At 34.5% G+C, this 19,568-nt stretch carries 14 protein-coding genes; 5 read left to right on the forward strand and 9 right to left on the reverse strand.

Annotation, left to right across the window (positions count from 1 at the left end; all coding sequences use genetic code 11):
• Positions 1-154: 154 nt before the first annotated feature.
• Positions 155-2,128 carry a TonB-dependent receptor domain-containing protein gene (locus A9G08_RS00005; protein WP_065561712.1) on the reverse strand — a complete coding sequence of 658 codons (1,974 nt, stop codon included), beginning with the start codon at positions 2,126-2,128 and terminating at the stop codon, positions 155-157.
• Between the two features lie 194 nt (positions 2,129-2,322).
• Here A9G08_RS00005 and A9G08_RS00010 point away from each other — a divergent pair, with 194 nt between their 5' ends.
• From A9G08_RS00010 to A9G08_RS00025, 4 genes are all read left to right on the forward strand, one after another.
• The gene (locus tag A9G08_RS00010) at positions 2,323-3,222 is read left to right on the forward strand and encodes an ABC transporter substrate-binding protein (protein ID WP_065561713.1); all 900 of its coding nucleotides are present in this window, start codon (positions 2,323-2,325) and stop codon (positions 3,220-3,222) included.
• Positions 3,223-3,417: 195 nt separating this feature from the next.
• Positions 3,418-4,734, forward strand: coding sequence for a 30S ribosomal protein S12 methylthiotransferase RimO (rimO, locus tag A9G08_RS00015; protein WP_065561714.1), 1,317 nt, complete (start codon positions 3,418-3,420; stop codon positions 4,732-4,734).
• A gap of 9 nt (positions 4,735-4,743) precedes the next feature.
• A complete protein-coding gene (locus A9G08_RS00020) occupies positions 4,744-6,132 on the forward strand; it encodes an MATE family efflux transporter (RefSeq protein WP_065561715.1) in 1,389 nt (462 codons plus the stop codon).
• Positions 6,133-6,733: 601 nt separating this feature from the next.
• Complete coding sequence (locus A9G08_RS00025; RefSeq protein ID WP_176701497.1) at positions 6,734-7,903, forward strand: phosphoethanolamine transferase; 1,170 nt, start codon at positions 6,734-6,736, stop codon at positions 7,901-7,903.
• A 246-nt stretch (positions 7,904-8,149) separates the two neighbouring features.
• Here A9G08_RS00025 and tkt read toward each other — a convergent pair whose 3' ends face one another.
• The 6 genes from tkt to A9G08_RS11465 form a co-directional block, all read right to left on the reverse strand.
• On the reverse strand, positions 8,150-10,156 hold the full coding sequence (gene tkt, locus A9G08_RS00030; RefSeq protein WP_065561717.1) for a transketolase: 2,007 nt from the start codon (positions 10,154-10,156) through the stop codon (positions 8,150-8,152).
• Positions 10,157-10,271: 115 nt separating this feature from the next.
• On the reverse strand, positions 10,272-11,222 hold the full coding sequence (tal, locus tag A9G08_RS00035; protein ID WP_065561718.1) for a transaldolase: 951 nt from the start codon (positions 11,220-11,222) through the stop codon (positions 10,272-10,274).
• A 740-nt stretch (positions 11,223-11,962) separates the two neighbouring features.
• Positions 11,963-12,199 carry a FeoC-like transcriptional regulator gene (locus tag A9G08_RS00040; protein ID WP_065561719.1) on the reverse strand — a complete coding sequence of 79 codons (237 nt, stop codon included), beginning with the start codon at positions 12,197-12,199 and terminating at the stop codon, positions 11,963-11,965.
• Positions 12,200-12,214: 15 nt separating this feature from the next.
• On the reverse strand, positions 12,215-14,515 hold the full coding sequence (gene feoB / locus A9G08_RS00045) for a Fe(2+) transporter permease subunit FeoB (protein ID WP_065561720.1): 2,301 nt from the start codon (positions 14,513-14,515) through the stop codon (positions 12,215-12,217).
• Positions 14,512-14,748 (reverse strand): FeoA family protein, encoded by a 237-nt coding sequence (locus A9G08_RS00050; protein ID WP_065561721.1) that lies wholly within the window; start codon positions 14,746-14,748, stop codon positions 14,512-14,514. Before A9G08_RS00050 ends, feoB begins: the two co-directional genes overlap by 4 nt.
• 191 nt (positions 14,749-14,939) lie before the next feature.
• Entirely contained in the window at positions 14,940-15,335 is a 396-nt protein-coding gene (locus A9G08_RS11465; protein WP_218058357.1) for a nitrous oxide-stimulated promoter family protein, read from the reverse strand.
• Positions 15,336-15,386: 51 nt separating this feature from the next.
• Between A9G08_RS11465 and A9G08_RS00055 the strand changes: the two genes are divergently transcribed.
• Positions 15,387-16,217 carry a shikimate 5-dehydrogenase gene (locus tag A9G08_RS00055; RefSeq protein ID WP_065561722.1) on the forward strand — a complete coding sequence of 277 codons (831 nt, stop codon included), beginning with the start codon at positions 15,387-15,389 and terminating at the stop codon, positions 16,215-16,217.
• A gap of 203 nt (positions 16,218-16,420) precedes the next feature.
• Here A9G08_RS00055 and A9G08_RS00060 read toward each other — a convergent pair whose 3' ends face one another.
• Both A9G08_RS00060 and ycaO read right to left on the reverse strand, forming a co-directional pair.
• A complete protein-coding gene (locus A9G08_RS00060; protein WP_081299421.1) occupies positions 16,421-17,374 on the reverse strand; it encodes a carbohydrate kinase family protein in 954 nt (317 codons plus the stop codon).
• A gap of 422 nt (positions 17,375-17,796) precedes the next feature.
• The gene (ycaO, locus tag A9G08_RS00065; RefSeq protein WP_065561724.1) at positions 17,797-19,554 is read right to left on the reverse strand and encodes a 30S ribosomal protein S12 methylthiotransferase accessory factor YcaO; all 1,758 of its coding nucleotides are present in this window, start codon (positions 19,552-19,554) and stop codon (positions 17,797-17,799) included.
• Positions 19,555-19,568: the final 14 nt, after the last annotated feature.

Consider the following 19,568-nt stretch of genomic DNA (forward strand, 5'->3'; position numbering starts at 1 on the left):
TAAAAAATAATTTCAAATAGAGTTAATTAATTAAAAACGATTAATTAAATAAATATAGAAGAGTTATTAGAATTTTAAATCAGTTGCATTATGGGTTAAATAAACAGTTTTACCAAGTAGCTATGAAGTATAGCTACTTGGTGAGAATTAAATATTAAAAATTAATTTCTGTTCCAATAAAGTAACGACGCCCTTCTAATGTTTTACCAAAGTCATCGTTTGAAACATCTTTGTCAAACAAGTTATAAACGCCACCATATACTTTAGCATTTTTATTTATTTGGAAAGACGCACCAACATCCCAGAAGGTATAGCCTGGATATTCAATTTTCTTACCACTGCGATCTGTGGTAGTTTCTACCCCGTAATAAGCAACCTTAGTCCATAAATCCAACTCTTGAGTGAGATTCCAATCAAGTTGAGTATTGAATTTTTGTTTTGGTGTACGGTTTAAAGGGTTACCCTTATTTTTACCGGTTTTTTGCTCTGTTTTGATCCAAGAGTAATTAGAACTTAATACGAAATCAGTAAACAATGGTGTTTTGAATGAAAGCTCAAGACCTTTAAGATCGGCTTTATCAACATTTTCTCGCCCTTGAACAAAATCAAATTTTTCCCTATAACCAGAAATTTGACAATTTCTTGAACCAGCTGCACCACGACAAATATAATAAGATTGGATCTTATCTTTATATTTTGTATAGAATGCCGTTGCAGAAGCATCAATACCATATTCATTGGTATAACCGACACCTATTTCGAATTCATTTGTTTTTTCTGGTTTAAGATCTGGATTACCCATTATCATCCCTTTATTACCCGTTCCAGAACCACCAGTAACTTGACCCCAGTCAGAAACAACTTGACGCAGTTGAGGCGTCGCAAATCCAGTTGAATAGCCACCTTTTAAAGTAAAGTTATCATTAATATTCCAGACACTATAAATCCTTGGATTCCAGTTATTACCATAGTTTTCATCTTTATTATAGCGAAGACCTAATGTCATACTCCAATTGTCTAAAATACTTAACTCATCCTCAGCAAACAACGCATAGTTCCAACGATCGATTTTGGTTAAAGTTTTCTTTAACTGGTTGCCTTTATCATGAAGTTCTTGATAAGTATATTTACCACCGATAGTTAACATATTGATTGAAAATGGAATTGTCATACGTGAGTCAACATCAGTATTACGAATTTTCATTTTTCTTTCTGGATTATTATTGTCTTCATGAGCAATAAAAGATGTCGTTGATACATCACCAAATAAACCATTATGAGTTAACGCATAAGAGTTTCGGCGATTATCTCGATTGAAATTACCACGACTAAGAGGTCTTGTTTTTCCTGCTGATGCATTACTATTTTGTCTAGAGCGACCAAAATCTAGATCAAATTTTTGTGTGTCTGAAGCATTAAGCGATAATTTTCCATTTATACTACGTAATCTTTGTCCGGAATGGCCATTCAAAAATGTATCTTCATGACGCTTACTATATTGACCATATAATTGAATCCCCAAAATATCATCAATAATTGGTCCCATAGTTGAAAAACTACCTACATAGGTATTTTTTTCATCTGAACGATAAGGCATGATTGATTCAACTCGAATACCGCTATGCCATTTATTTGAAACTTTTTTAGTAATGATATTGACAACCCCACCCATAGCATCTGAACCATATAACGATGACATTGGTCCTCGGACAACTTCAATACGTTCTATAGCAGTTAAAGGCGGTAACCAGCCTTGTTCAAAACCAGAATTATCACTATTAGGTCTGGTTTCACGAGTGCTAACTTTTTTACCATCAATTAATAATAAAGTATATTTGGCATCCATACCACGAATACTAATATCAGTTGAATCACCGCCACCAGTTATCGTGACACCTGGAATATCCTTAAGCGCATCAGTCACATCACGATAAGGTTTTTTGCTGATTTCCTCTGGCGTGATTACCGAAATTGTTGCTGGAGCTTCTTTAATTTGTTGAGAAAATCCTGATGCTGTCACCACCATAGTATCAGTATTTTTATCAGTGTCTGCTATCGCTAAACCAGATAATGATAATAAAATACTTGTATTTATGACATGTGTTGCCAGTTTAATTTTAGTATTCATGTTTTATAACCTTATTATTTATATTGATATTTTGCAAAGCAAGCCGTGCGTTACAATAACCTACGTGAGAATAATTATCAATAACTTTTCGATAATAATTATCAATATCTTTACGAAAAATTATTTATATCTAGACATTTCACATCATTTAAATAATAATGGTTATCATTTTCATCAAACCAAAAGGTATCAATATGAATAAAAAAATATTATTAAGCACTCTAATAGCTTTTACTTTAGGGTTATCAGGTTGCCAATCATCAATCACTGTGAATCCAGATAATAAACAAACCGTTGTTGTTCCTAAATCACCAAGTAAAGTGGTAGTAATGAACTATGGTGCTTTAGATACCTTAGATGCATTAGGTAAAGGTTCTATTGTTGTAGGAACACCTCTTTCCGTTCTTCCCTCTTATCTTGAAAAATATAAAAGTGTCTCTGATACAGGTAGTATGAAAGAACCAAGCATCGATGCAATTAAACAAGTTAAACCGCAACTTATCGTTATTGATGGTCGTCAAGCTAGTCGAACTGAAGAATTATCGAAAATTGCACCAGTAATTAATTTAAGTGTTGACGTGAAGAATTATCTTGAATCAACTAAAAATCATATCAATGTTCTAGCAGATATAACTGGAACTGAAAAGAAAGCTGAAGATTTGATTCAATTGCTTGATACAAAAGTGACCAACGCACAAGCTGTTGCACAAGCGAGTCACAAAAAAGCAATAGTTGCTATTCATAATGATGGAAAAATGATTCTTATTAATGGCAGTTCAAGCGCAGCATTAATTCATGATGTGTTGAAAGTAAAACGGGCTGTGCCACTAACACCACAGCCTAGTGGTAAACCTAAACCAACCTTTATTGATAACAGCTATATTAGTAAAGTAAAACCTGATATTGTTTATGTCGTTGACCGAAGTAAAGCTATTGGTCAATCAGCAATGAAAAACGACTTTTTAAATCCAAAAGTATTAGCGAAAAGTAAAACTGAGGTTATCTATTTAACACCAGATCTTTGGTACTTATCGGGTGGTGGTGCCGAAAGTTTGGATCGTCAAATTGATGAAGTCATTAATGCATTGAAATAATTTTTTATCATAATGTAGGCCCTTATTTCAGTAAGGGCTTGTTTCTCGTTTCTCTCCATATTCATCACTGCAAATTAAAAATTTTTATTTCGACTAATTTAATTATGTTAGAATGCTCACCTATTATTTTAATCTAAATGAATAAACTTTTAGATTCTCGATAAATACCTCAATAAATTTTAAATTACTATGAATATGTCATCCCCTACTATTGGATTCGTGAGCCTTGGATGTCCTAAAAATTTAGTTGACTCTGAGCGAATTTTAACTGAACTACGTACTCAAGGTTATCAAGTAGTGCCAAGTTACGACAATGCTGATTTGGTTATTGTTAATACTTGTGGCTTTATTGATAGTGCTGTACAAGAATCATTAGAGGCCATCGGTGAAGCCCTTAATGAAAATGGCAAAGTTATTGTGACAGGTTGTCTTGGCGCGAAAGAAGATCAGATACGTAATGTTCATCCTAAAGTCCTAGAAATATCAGGACCTCATAGTTACGAAGCTGTTCTTGAACATGTTAATAAATATGCACCAAAACCTAGCTACAATCCATTTACAAGCCTTGTACCGGAGCAAGGAGTAAAATTAACACCTAAACATTATGCTTATTTAAAAATTTCTGAAGGTTGTAACCATAGCTGTACATTTTGTATTATCCCATCATTACGTGGTGAGATGGTTAGTCGTCCTATCGGTAATGTTCTTGATGAGGCAAAACGTTTAGTCGATAGTGGCGTAAAAGAGCTTTTAGTTATCGCACAAGATACGTCTGCTTACGGTATCGATGTAAAAAATCGTACAAACTTTTGGAATGGTATGCCATTAAAAACTGATATTCATACCCTTTGCGAGCAATTATCTACCCTTGGTATTTGGGTGCGTTTACATTATATGTACCCTTATCCAAGTGTCGACAATTTGATTCCATTAATGGCTGAAGGAAAAATATTACCTTATCTAGATGTCCCTTTACAACATGCTAGCCCTACCGTTTTAAAATCAATGAAACGCCCAGGTACAATTGAAAGAACCTTAGAGCGAATTCATCATTGGCGTGAGATTTGCCCTGAAATTACCTTACGTTCAACGTTTATTGTTGGCTACCCTGGTGAAACTGAGAAAGATTTCGAACTATTACTCGACTTTTTATCTCAAGCGCAATTAGACCGTGTTGGTTGTTTCCCTTATAGCCCAGTGGAAGGTGCTGCTGCAAATCAATTAGCTGATCAAATACCAGAAGAAATAAAGCAAGAACGCTTCCACCGTTTTATGCAATTACAACAATCGATTTCAACACAGAAACTTCAAAATAAAATAGGTAAAACATTATCTGTATTGATTGATGAAGTTGATGAAGAAGGTGCTATTGGGCGAAGCATGGCCGATGCGCCAGAAATAGATGGTGTTGTCTATCTAAATGAAGAAAAAGATGTTAAAGTCGGCGATATTGTTCAAGTAAATATTGAACATTCAGATGAATATGATTTATGGGGTACTGTAAAACAGTAAATAAATCCAATGAAGCAACATTATCGACACGAAATAAAAAACTTAGTTACGTTAGCAATCCCAGTCATGATTGCACAGATATCTCAAACCGCGATCACGTTTGTTGATACCATTATGGCTGGTAACTACAGCAAAACAGCGCTATCGGGCGTAGCCATAGCTGTATCAATTTGGTTGCCTACTATTTTATTTGGACAAGGCTTATTAACGGTATTAACACCGATAATTTCCAATTTAAATGGTGCGGCTAAACGTGAACAAGTTGCTGATCAGACTCGTCAAGGTGTTGTGATTGCTTTAATCTTATCCATAATCATGATGCTAGTTTTGTACAATTCGGACAAAATAATTAGTTTTAGAAGCTCAGCTGACCATCCAATCGATCCAGAAATGGTTGATGTAGCGGTATCATTTTTACGCTCAATCATGTGGGGCGTACCTGCTTTCTTGCTATTTTTAGTTTATCGTAATCAATGTGAAGGTTTATCTAACACAAAGCCTGCTATGGTGATTATATTTATTGCATTACTTGCTAATATCCCCATTAATTATGTTTTAATTTACGGTAAATTAGGATTGCCAGCATTTGGTGGTGTAGGTTGTGGTATTACCGCAGCAATAATCTTTTGGTTAATGTTTGCTTTAATTCGTATCTATACATTGACGACAACTACTCAACGGGATATTCGTAAAACACCACTAACAAAACTCATTGATTTTGCTATCATCAAAAAAATAGTTGTATTAGGAACTCCCCTTGCTTTAGCCTATTTTTTTGAAATGAGTTTGTTCGCGGTAGTTGCATTACTTATTGCACCACTTGGTCAAATAACTGTTGCTGCACATCAAATTATCTTCACGATTAGCAGTTTAACGTTTGCAATACCTTTATCTTTAGGGGTAGCAACTAGTATTAGAGTTGGTTACCTATTAGGTAAAAACAAACCCATATTGGCCAAACAAACAGCTTATGTAAGTTTAGCCATATCATTCATGATAGCCGTAGTGGTAGCATTAATTCTGGTGATATTCAGATCACCAATTATTAACATATTCACCCATGAGATTGATGTTATCACTATTTGCCTACAACTTATTATTCTACTCGCTATCTATCAAGTATCTGATTACTTGCAAGTTGTAGCAAGCAATGTATTACGTGGTTATAAAGATACTAAAAGTATATTTTTTATTACGCTTATCTCTTATTGGGTAGTAGGGTTACCAATTGGATATATCTTAGGATTAACCGATCTTGTCATAAAGCCAATTGGTGCTGCCGGTTTTTGGATAGGAATTATTTTAGGGCTAGCTGTAGCAGCGTTCTTACTTATCGGAAGAATGATCTACATTCAAAAACAACCGCAAGATATCATACTGAAAAGAGCTTCACGATAATAATAATTTCTCGCCAAACTTATCAATAAACAGAGTAAGTTTGGCACAATTTTATCTAAAATTGTTAATATCTATACTTAATCTAACTTAATAAATATAAATGTCATAAAAGAAACTAAATTATAAATAAATTTATATTGCTTAAAATTTAATTACTTATATAATTTTGACCTCTTCAATGGATTGTTATTAATATAAATTTGTAATGTTAAAAAAAGAATTACTATCGCATGTTATTTGTATTTGTCTTTCAGTAGTATTGGTTTACTTATTAGGTTACCCGCTAAGATTTGATAGGATACTTCTTACTTATTTTTCTCTAATTTTTTTAGCTAGATTTACTTTTTTCCGTTTCTTATTCGGATTAACATTCGTCATAGCTGCACTTTATTTTCCAATAGGATTTTACTATGGATATCCCAATGTTGCTGTAGTAAGTGCCATATCAGAAACAGATATCGATGAAATGCAAGAATTCTGTTCGCAATTACCTCTCTATTTTTATTTAATACCATTCCTATTAGTAATTTTCTTTATTCTTTTTTTTAAAAAGTTTAGGTTTCCTAAAATAAAAAATTATTATGTTATTGCAGTAGCATTAATGATTTGTTTTTATAAACCGGTTAAAAGTGCCATCAAATATCAGCCAACTACTTTATCTTCGATAACAACTTTAATAATGGATAATTTCAAGTATCCCGCATTTGAGTTTTGCTTCGATTTATATTTAAGTGCAAAAATATATCATACTGAACAAGCTGAACAACTTAGACAAATACAACAACCGAATACAATACCCATTGTTTCTGTCAATCCTAAACATAAAACCTATGTTATTATCATTGGTGAAAGTGTTCGTAAAGATTACATGAGTGCTTATGGCTTTAAATATAATAATACTCCTTTCACCAATAAAAATGCCTCAGTGATTTGGGATGGATTAATTGCTCCTGCATCAAATACCCAATCCTCAATTCCACATTTAATTAGTCAGTCTAGCTATTTAGATGATAATGAAGTCAATGCTCAATTAAATAATAATATTATTGCTATTGCTAATGATGCTGGATTTGAAACCTATTGGCTATCTAATCAAGGAAAACTAGGTAGAATGGAAATAACTGTACCAAGAATTTCCGCTTATAGTAAAAATATCTTTTACACTAAAAAAGGTGAGTACAATGGTAAATCAACTCGTGGTAAATATGATACTTTACTACTACCAGAATTAGATTCCTTATTATCTAAAAAACAAGATAAACCAAAACTCATTGTTATGCATTTAATTGGTTCACATCCTCATTTTTGTAAAAGATTACAATTTGATATTCAGTTCGATCTCAAAAACGAGAATATATCTTGTTATGTCAGTAGCATTAAAGAAACCGATGACTTAATAAAATCTACGATTGATATATTGAAAAAACACAATGAAGACTACTCTGTAGTCTACTTCGCCGATCATGGGCTTTCTCACGCTGAGAAATATCAAGATTTAAGGCATAATTGGGAATACCAAAATAGTTATCAAGTGCCATTAATATTTTTTGATTCATCAGAAAAGAATCAAATTAAAATCAATAAACAAATTACCGGGTATCAATTCGTATATATACTAAGTCATTGGATGGGGATTGCTTTAAACGTTCACCATGATTATATGCAATATAATCTGATTGATATCCCCGAACAAAAAGATATTCAAATTAAAGATTGGAAAAATAAGTTATATCCTTTTGATAATTTGAAGAAAGATCCTAATCCGTATTAAGTATTGATGTTTACTGATTAAGATCAATTCACCATCACTAAATTAATAGTGATGGTTTTTCAAAATTTGTTGAATCAAAAATAATAATTATTGTCTACAAAATGGATAAATTCCTAGCTATTATTCAAAACAAATATCATCACCAATATTTAAATCATGAAAAAAGGCAAAAAATATAAAATACAAATATAAAAAAACTTCGCTAAAGTTATTAGCGAAGTTTTATTTTGTTAATGAAACTATGATTTATTTCAATAGGCTTTTGGCTTGGTTTAAAACATTTTCAACCGTGAAACCAAACTTAGCAAATAGTTGTTCTGCTGGGCCTGATTCACCGAAGGTTGTCATGCCAATGATTTTGCCGTTTAAACCGACATATTTAAACCAATAGTCACTAATACCAGCTTCGATAGCGATGCGAGCTGTTACTGAAGATGGTAATACTGATTCTCTATAAGCTTGATCTTGCTTATCAAATGCATCAGTTGATGGCATTGAAACAACTCTTACTTTTCTACCTGCTTCGGTTAATTTGTGATAAGCCTCAACAGCTAGCTCAACTTCTGAACCTGTTGCAATAAGGATAAGTTCTGGCGTACCGCTACAATCATTTAAGATATAACCACCACGGTAAACATTAGCTAATTGCTCAGCTGTACGCTCTTGTTGTTTAAGATTTTGTCTTGAGAAGATAAGTGCAGTTGGACCATCTTTTCGTTCAACCGCATATTGCCAAGCAATGGCTGATTCAACTTGGTCACAAGGACGCCAAGTACTTACATTTGGTGTCACGCGTAAGCTTGCCATTTGTTCTACTGGTTGGTGTGTTGGGCCGTCTTCACCCAATCCAATTGAATCATGAGTATAAACGAATAAAGAGCGAATCTTCATTAATGCTGCCATACGTACTGCATTTCTAGCATATTCCATAAACATCAAGAAGGTTGCACCATAAGGAATAAAGCCACCATGTAAAGAAATACCATTCATAATAGCTGACATACCAAACTCACGCACACCATAATGGATATAATTACCAGCAGGGTTGGCTAAAATTTCTTTAGAACCAGACCACATGGTTAAATTACTTGGCGCTAAGTCAGCAGAACCACCTAAGAATTCAGTTAATACTGGAGCAAATGCTTCAATGGCATTTTGTGACGCTTTACGAGTTGCAATTGTTGCTGGATTTGCTTGTAATTTATTAACAAAATCTTTGGCTGTTTGTTGCCAATTACTTGGTAAGTCGCCATTCATACGGCGTTTAAATTCTTTCGCTAAATCAGGATAAGCTTTAGCATAGGCATCAAAACGAGCATTCCATTCATCTTCGCGTTGTTTACCTTTAGCTTTTGCATCCCATGCATCATAATATTCTTTAGGAATTTCAAATGCAGGATGAGACCAACCTAATGCTTTACGTGTTGCTTCAATTTCAGCATCACCAAGAGGAGCCCCGTGACTTTCATGGCTACCAGCTTTATTAGGCGAACCAAAACCGATGACAGTTTTACACATTAATAATGATGGTTTATCAGTTACAGCTTGTGCTTGTTCGATAGCTTCAGCTAACGCTTTCGCATCATGTCCATCAATACCGCGAATCACATGCCATCCATAAGATTCAAAACGTTTAGCAGTATCATCAGTAAACCAACCTTCAACTTCACCATCGATTGAAATACCATTATCATCGTAAAAAGCGATAAGTTTGCCTAATTTAAGGGTTCCCGCTAAAGAACAAACTTCATGAGAGATCCCTTCCATCATACAGCCATCACCCATAAATACATAAGTATTGTGGTCAACAATCGTATGGCCAGTCTTATTAAATTGAGCAGCTAATGTTCTTTCAGCTATTGCCATACCCACTGCATTAGCAATACCTTGACCAAGTGGACCTGTTGTGGTTTCAACACCTGGAACATGACCAAATTCAGGGTGACCTGCTGTTTTAGCATTTAGTTGACGAAAGTTTTTTAAATCATCAAGCGTTACGTTATAACCAGTCAAATGTAACAAGCTATAGATTAACATTGACGCATGACCGTTGGATAACACAAATCGGTCACGATCTGCCCAATTTGGATTGGTTGGATTATGTTTTAAAAATCCACGCCAAAGTACTTCAGCCATATCAGCCATCCCCATTGGTGCACCTGGATGACCTGATTTTGCCTTTTGCACGCCATCCATACTTAATGCTCTTATCGCATTTGCTAATTCGCGGTGGGATAGTGTGGTTGCATTCATGATAATGATCTCCAAAAAATATTTAATAATTCATTGATAGTCTGCGATCAGCAGACAAATAAAACAGGTTAGTAACAAAATTAAAAAGGGGAACTATTTCCCCTTTTATTAATAATTAAAGCAGTGCCCCGATCATATCTTCAAGTTTACCTTGATCGACCGCAAAGGCTCGAATTCCTTCAGCTAATTTCTCAACTGCCATTGCATCACTATTATGTTGCCATCTAAACTCAGCTTCAGTCATTAACGATGGACGCTCTACAATTGTTTGATTCGGATTCAATTTGCGTTCTACTGGCGCATTTGATTGTTGCATTTCCGCTAACAGATTAGGTGAAATGGTCAAACGATCACAACCCGCTAACGCTAATATTTGATCGACTTTACGGAAACTCGCTCCCATCACAATTGTTTTATAACCATGCTGTTTATAATAGTTGTAAATATTACGAACAGATACTACGCCCGGATCTTGATCAGCAACATAAGGTTCTATTGGTTTCTTTGCTTGATACCAGTCATAAATACGTCCAACAAATGGTGAGATTAGAAATGCATTAACTTCTGCACAAGCTCGCGCTTGAGCAAAGGAAAATAGTAAAGTTAAATTACAGTTAATACCTTCTTTCTCTAAAACTTCTGCTGCTTTAATTCCTTCCCAAGTTGAAGCGATTTTGATTAGAATTCGCGATTTATCAATGCCTTTTTGTTTATATAAATCGATAATTTTCCTAGCTTTTTCAATACATCCCTGTTTATCAAACGACAATCTAGCATCGACTTCGGTTGAAATTCGACCTGGAACTGTTTTTAGAATTTCGGCGCCTATATTCACCGCAACTTGATCACAAGCATTAACCAATTGTTGTTCTTTACTGCCACCTAATTTTTTAGCAGTATCAACAGCTGAATCAATTAAAGAACGATATTGAGGAAGTTGAGCTGCTTTTAACACAAGCGATGGATTAGTCGTTGCATCTTCTGGAGAAAACTGTTTAATCGAATCAATATCACCTGTGTCGGCAACCACGACAGTTAATTTTTTAAATTCATCTAATTGGCTCATACTTCAAATTCCTCTACTACATGTTTTTTAAACATAATTATAATAACATTTATTAAGTAATAAAACGACAGGATAAAGTCGTTTCAGTTCAGGCTATTTTTATCAAAAATAGTATAAAAACAAAGCTAAATTTAAGCGTAATTCAACAACTCGTTACTTTAAAACTCATCGTAATAAAAAACGTTCTACTTCTTCAGCAAATAGACAACTTTTAAATTATGATTTTTATCTCAGTTGAATCAATTTTTAGCAAATTCAACCCTTTTCCATCCATTGCCATAATGTGATCACTATTTTTCACGGCGGAGCATCTATCACGGCATTATACTGTATGTATTTCATGACTTTATTTAAGCAATGTAACCTAAAATACTGTTTTAATATTCTACAATGCCTTGTCTCACTTTACATACAGCATCATCTGCACCAATAGCTTCATGTTTTATATTTTGCGTTTCATCACACCAAAATGAACATGCGTTCATATTAATATCATTTGTTACTTTGAGGTATAAATAAATTCAATTTTGTGATGTAAGTCTCGAAAAAAGATATTGAATAAAAAATATATTGACCTTTTTATTTAAAAGATAACAAAAATAGGCAAAAATAAGCAGTTAAATTTTTAAAAAAGTGACAGGGTTTAATCAAAGGTTAAAGATTAATACATTTGATACATTTAGTCTATTTAAGGCAGGTTAACCTGATTTAATTAATTAAGATTGTTAAAAGAAGATAAATTATTGAACCCAAACATAATTGGGATAAACGGCTAAATTACAACTAATACATGCAGAACACTGCTTACCAGCACAAGTTAATAAATTATTATTTACTAATTTAATGACTCCTTTATTTACCCAAAAATCAAGCATCGGTTCAACGGCGCTTTCAGGCAAACGAAAGTGACGAGCCACATCTAGCAAATTGGCTCGCCCTCGTAATTGAACATAATCTCGGATTGATGTTATAAGCATAAAAATTAAAGTCTATTATTCACAACAAGCCGATTTATTGTGTGAGCATGGTTTAGGTAACTGATAATGATTAAAGCATGGCAGATTCCCAAGTTTACGCATAACAACAAAAGTCAGAATAATAAATACCCCTATACCAGTTAGCCAATATGGTGCAAATGTTGAATGACCTAATAGACTAGATTGGTAATAAACCGTTGCACATAACCACCCTATAACAAATGTCCAAACTGCGACAAAGATCATCCATTTTAGCCCTGCCTCACGATAAATGGTCCCTAATGCTGCTGCACACGGTGTGTATAGTAGAATAAAAATGAGATAAGCAATGGCAGAAGTTGAAGTAATGAAAGAATTGCTTATTTTAGTTATCGTAATTGAATCAACAGATAATTCATCTTGTCGGCTATCTTGATTAACGAGCCCGAGTGGATCGCCAATTGAGTTTGCTAAATCAATAAGATGAGCAGGAATCGTGGAAAAAGCTGACTTAATTCCACCATAAAATGAAAACTCTTCTTGATCATGATGATCCATTGAATAGAGTGAATTTAAAGTTGCCACCACTGATTCTTTGGCAAAAATTCCGGTAAAAATACCCACGGTAGCTGGCCAATTTTGTTTATCAATCCCCATGGGTGTAAAAGCTGGCGTCACTTTTTGGCCAATAACAGATAACATAGAGTCATTTGAATTTTCATGCCCAAACGAACCATCAACACCCCATGAGTTTAATATGCTAAGTACTGTCACCATCACTACAATTGCTTTACCTGCCCGTAAAACAAAGCTTTTTAGCCGTTGGCAAGTTATTCGCAACATACTGCGTAAAGTCGGAATACGATATACCGGCATTTCCATAATAAATGGTGTTAATTCGCCTTGTAGCAAAGTATTTTTTAAAACAAAACCGGTCAGCATCGCCACAAAAATACCAAGTAAATACAACATAAAAACCACAACCGATGCATAATTAGGAAAGAATATCACAGCAAACAATGCATAAACTGGCAAACGTGCACTACAAGACATAAACGGAATTAGACAAATAGATAAGAGACGATCACGTGGGCTATCTAATGTTCTTGTCCCCATAATAGCTGGCACGCCACAACCAAATCCCATTAACATTGGTACAAAGGCTTTACCGGGCAGTCCGATACATCGCATAAAACGATCTACAATCATCGCAGCTCGAGCTAAATAACCTGAATCTTCCAAAAAAGATAAAACAAAAAACATCGCGGCAATAACTGGAATAAATGTTGATACAGTCGTGATCCCATTACCAAGCCCGTCAGCTAAAATAACCGTTAACCAAGTTGGCGCATGTAGCATATTTAAAAGGTAATTAAAGCCATCAACAAAAATCGTACTAAAAATACCTTCAAAAAAATCAACAAAAACCGAACCAAAATTAATCGCAACCAAAAACATGGCATACATTGCAAACAAAAAGAAGGGAATCCCAGTAAAACGTCCTAAAGCTAATTTATCCAATTTTTCAGTAAGATTTAAGCTGGCTTCACGAGGTTTATCGACCACCATTTTGCAAACCATATCAATCGTATCGTAACGTATAGAGGCTAAGGCTACATCAACTTGATAATCAAAATTAATCGATACCAGACGACGACAAGTCTCTAACTTCTCATTTTCAACTAAATCAAATGAGGGATCAGAACCATTAAGCAATGCTTCTATTAATTGCCACCGGTTAAATTGATGGATTTTGCTCGTCACGGGTAATTCATCCAAATAGCGATTAAAGATCACTTTTGAATCCCAATTTAAGGTATCTATTGTTGGTTTTGCTATTTTCAGATCTAGAGTGCTAATTTGTATTTGCTGATAAAATTGTGTTAATCCCATTTTCTGCGTAGATGAAATAGCCACAACTGGGCAACCTAATAGTTTCGTAAGTTTAGCGATATTTAACTTTTCCCCCATCGCTGTAAGTGCATCAACCATATTAAGCACAATTATCATCGGCACTTGCATATCAATTAGCTGAAAAGTTAAATACAAGCTACGTTGCAAATTGGTTGCATCAATAACATTAACAATCAAACTGTCTTCGTCTGTTAACAAAAACTGACGTGTAATAAATTCATCTTGAGCGGTTGAATCTGACTCAATGGAATAAGTTCCAGGCAAATCAACAACATCATACTGTGTATTTTGATAATCAAATGAGCCTGACTTATGCTCAACCGTCACACCAGGCCAATTACCAACACGCTGCTTTGAGCCAGTTAACAAATTAAATAAAGTGGTTTTACCACAATTGGGATTACCAATTAACGCAATTTTCATGCAACTACCTCAACTTCGATGGCTGCGGCTTCTCGACGACGCAAACAGAGCAAAAAACCGCGAAGGCTTATTTCAATCGGATCACCTAGTGGTGCAATTCGCAATACCTTCAATTTACATCCAGGCGTCATCCCCATAGCTAAAAGTTTACTTCGAAAAGGTAAAGAGTCAGGTAACAGGCGTTTAACAACAGCCTCGTGCCCTATAGAAAGGTGTTCAAGCGTAAATATCATACTTCCTATCAAATACGGTTGTATTTCAATAAATGGCGATATTTTAAAAGATAATCATTCGCATTTTTAGTGTTTAACTGCGAACAAATCGCAAAGAACATCTAAAATAAGTGAAAACAATTGAATTTATAGGCAAATTGGAAGATAACCCTGACAAAAGCTGATAATTCAAGGCTCAAAAACCCCGCTCCTCAACTTTTTTTGGCTTTAGAAAAGCGCTTTTCTACAAATCTCTTCAAAATTGTTTTTAAGTTTTTATTAAGATGCTTGATAGCCATTATAGGATGATAAATCATCATTCTTGGACCAGAATAACGCATGACTTCTTTTATTCGCTGTTTGTAGTCTTTACGGTAACAATGTTTTAAACAGAGTTCGCAGGTAGTTTTAGACTCGCCAAATCGGCACATAGTCAATCGTTGCATAGCGTACTGTAATAAATCATTACACTCATCGCATAACTGTTTTTTTGAGGTGTGGTGTTTGTGGTGACAATAAAGATATATCATCACTTTTACTGTGTTTTTTTCCTGATTTATTTTGGGGCCAGTGTTATTTGCAACCATAATTAAATATATATCGGTCAAAAAGATGCTAGAATACTAAATTAATTAGTATGATCACAAGGATTTTGGTTAATGGCAAGAATTATCAACAAAGATACTACTGTTTGTATGTCACTTTCAGCTAGACCAAGTAATTTTGGTACTCGCTTTCATAATTATTTATATGAAAAATTGGATCTAAATTATATCTATAAAGCCTTCACCACCAATAATTTGAAAGATGCAATTTATGGCATTAAAGCATTATCTATTCGTGGTTGTGCAATTTCGATGCCTTATAAGCAAGCTTGTATAGAATTTATTGATGAATTAGATGTATCAGTACAATCCATTCAAGCAGTGAATACGATCGTTAATACCGACCACTATTTAAAAGCGTATAACACCGACTATATTGCTGTAGAAAAACTAATTAAGGCAAATCATATTAACAACAACACACCATTTGTTTTAAAAGGCAGTGGAGGCATGGCTAATGCGGTAATTGGCGCTTTTTATGATGCTGGTTTTAAACATGGGATTGTATGTGCCCGAAATCAGATTAAAGGCGAAGCTTTAGCTGAGCGTTACAATTATAAATGGGTTAAGGATGAATCAACCATTACGCCAGAACAAGCAAAATTAATTATTAATGTGACCCCTATTGGTATGCAAGGTGGCGTTGAAGCAGATCAACTAGCATTCAGTGAAGCCCTGATTAATCATGCCGATATTGTATTTGATGTGGTCGCCCTACCAATTGAAACACCACTAATTAATTATGCAAAAAAATTAAATAAAACTGTCATTACCGGTGCAGATGTTGTTGTGTTACAAGCCGTTGAACAATTTATTTTGTACACCGGTGTTACGCCTAGCGATGAACTCATCAATCAAGCTGCTGAGTTTGCCAGACAAGGTTAATCTCATTGATAACATAATTTGTAAAGCACACGCTAAAAACTCTCTTGATTCGGACGTTTATTCCTTAATGAAATACAGGTTAAAACGTCCAAACTTACCTAAAATCTGTTTAATAGAAAAACTCGAAGCCCCCTTTTTTACTCCAAAAAAAGTTGAGGAGCGGGGTTTTTGATGTTTGCAAATCTTCTATAAAATATCATTAATTAAAAATAGGAAGTAAAATGCTTACTAAACGTTTTACCTACTCGATTAATATCAACCAAGTTTGGCATAGCGCTTCGCCCTCTTTTTTGCTGGTTAACAGCAGCAACTGATAGATTTGCAAATAATAGGGTCTTTTCTAATGGCCAATCATAACTAATGCCGTAAGCAAAAGCGCCCTGAAAAATATCACTTTCGGTCATCTTATCAATCGGTTGGTTTTTAAAACCGGGAATAATGATGACTTCTTGACGATCAAGATATGCACTCCCCTTTTCGCCCATGCGGATGATGACTTTACCGCTAGTTAAACTACGCAATTTTTTAAATGCGTCTTTAATTGTTTTCTTATCACTAAAGGATTTTATTTTTAAAAATGCACACGCAAATTGTTCAGTTACAATGACATAATCTGCATGTTGAGCTAGGTACAGACTTGAATCAGACAGACTATCTATACTTATAATAACTTTCGTTTTAGGTAAATTCTTGATGATATATTCACTTAATTCGGCTTCATATCCATCGACTAAAATAACAATATTGTAGCCACGAATGGTTTGCATAAAGTGATTGAGTTTATTTTTTTCATCATCAGTTAATTTTGGTGGCGTGGTTAATCGGTGCGATATAACGGTTTGCATTCCGGTTTGTTCATCAATAGTGATTGCTTCTAATGGGGTGATCATTTTTTCTGAAAAAATAAATTGCTCAGTATTCACGCCTGCATCGGTAAGTTCAGAAACAATCTGATTACCATAGGAATCATTATTTAAATGACTAATGTGATAAATAGCTTCGCCCCAAAGTGCGAGCAAATAAGCCGTATTAGCACAAGAACCACCTCCACAACGGACTATATTATCTGGCGGGATAACACCGTTTTTTTCTAAATTAGGTGAAGTAAAACAAACTAGATCTAAACAAGCAAAACCTACGGTAAGAATTGTCATCATTTAGCCTCAATAAATGGATTAATTTAAAAAAACTAAAAATTGAAAATTTTTGACTTAACTTTGTTCGACTTGATTTAAATAATTATGCCAGCGTTCAAACTGCTAGAGAGAAAATGAAAAGCAATAAGGGAATCTACTTATTGCTTTTAGAAAAACGATGCCTCAAAAAGGCTTTATCATATAAAACTATAATATATTATTATAGAACAACCCGTTTAAGGATTCATTTTATGCTAAGTGAATTTTTTAAGTTTAGTAAGCATAAAACTTAAATTTTGTGATAGATGTCTCAAATATAGTCCTTTTATCACTAAATATCAAATTCAAATGTACATAAAATTATCAGCAAAGACGGTTTAGGTTTATCACTGATGATGAATGTTTTCTCTTTAAATAATGATTTATCTTAAAAAACAGCAATTTTACATGGTCTGTTTTAATTTGTTGTAGACCTCTAAAAGTTTTTGATGCATCACAAATTGATCCATTGGATGATTATGCTCATTGCTAATCAAATCAGCGAGGCCAAAAAACTGTTTTTTGCCTGTTGCATATTGCCACATTTCGTCAACGCAAGTTTTTCCATACATTTTATTGAATGCATTTTGGTAATCACTAAATTGGTTTTCACCTCGTTCAATAATAAAATTCACTAATGTTTGCAAACAACGATAAGCATGGTTACGTTCAGGCGTAAAGATGGATTCGTTCATTTCAACCGTCCAATCGATCCACAATTTTGCTTGCGGTAAATCACCAGCGGCTAATGCCAGCATAGCTTTTAATTCACCAATTCGTAAAGTCAGCCATGCATTATCTTTACCTGTTGCAATGCCAAGCAGTTCACGAACACGAGCAAAATCATCTAAACCTTCATCATCGAACTGTTCAATAATTGCCAGCAACTCTTTTGCTGTTCGCTTTTGATGAGGAAGCGATAAGATCAATTCGCGTAAATGGATCGCCATATTATTGTTTGCGATCAATAGATCTTCAGGTGGATAGATTTCTGACATGCCGACAGCTAAAATACGGCAAGCATAAACCCCAAGATGTTGGTAATCCATGATCAGGACTTCAATTTGATGACGATTAAAAATTGCCATTAAATTGGCAAATTCTTGCTCTGTCGATCCTGAAAAATCCCAATCTACAAATTCATAATCCGGTTTTTCATTAAACAGATCCCACGAGATTAAGCCACTTGAATCAATAAAATGCGTTTCTAAGTTGCTTAAATCAGCAACATCATCATTATCAAAACTTGGTGGTGAAAACACATCCAAATCTTTAAGACTTCGTCCTTGTAAGAGTTCGGTAACGGTTCGCTCAAGAGCCACACCAAAATTAGGATGCGCACCGAAAGAGGCATAACAAGTACCATTTTGAGGATTAAATAAAACAACACAAATAACGGGGAATTTGCCACCTAATGAGCCATCAAAGCAGTAAATAGGGAAGCCTTCGTTTTCTAGAGCGTCGATTGCAGCTAATACTGCTGGATAACGATTGAGTACTTCGACAGGTATGGTTGGCAGACTGATTGCCTCAGTAATAATTCTATTTTTAGTGTAACGTTCGAATATTTCTGACAGACCTTGTACTCGTGCTTCGTTTGGAGTATTGCCTGCTGACATTCCATTAGAAGCATATAAGTTAGCTATTAAGTTAACCGGTACATAGATGGTTTGACCATCGGATTGTTGTACAAACGGTAAAGCACAAATCCCACGTTCACCATTACTTGACTGTAAATCAATTAAATCAGTAGCCGTTAATTCATGATCCGGATCATAAAACTTGAGTAATTTTGGCGATAATAATCCTTTAGGTAAGCTATTATCTTTCGGTATCGTAAACCATTTTTCAGTTGGATAATGAACAAATTCACTATTGGCAGCTTTTTCACCTAAATAAAAATCAGAAAAAAAGTAATTGGTTGAAAGCCTTTCAAAATACTCACCAAGTGCAGAAGCTAATGCCGCTTTTTTGCTGGCGCCTTTACCGTTGGCAAAACAGAGTGGACATTTAGTATTTTGAATATGTACCGACCATACGTTAGGTACAGGATTAAGCCAAGAGGCTTCTTTAACAACTAAGTCAAATTTTTCCAATTGTTGTTGAAAATAGTTAATCGAATCTTCAAGTGCTGCATCTTTACCGGGGATAAATGTTTTCATTAAAAAACCTTTTT

It is taken from the genome of Gilliamella sp. wkB195 (assembly GCF_001690445.1).
Lineage (GTDB): Bacteria > Pseudomonadota > Gammaproteobacteria > Enterobacterales > Orbaceae > Gilliamella > Gilliamella apicola_E.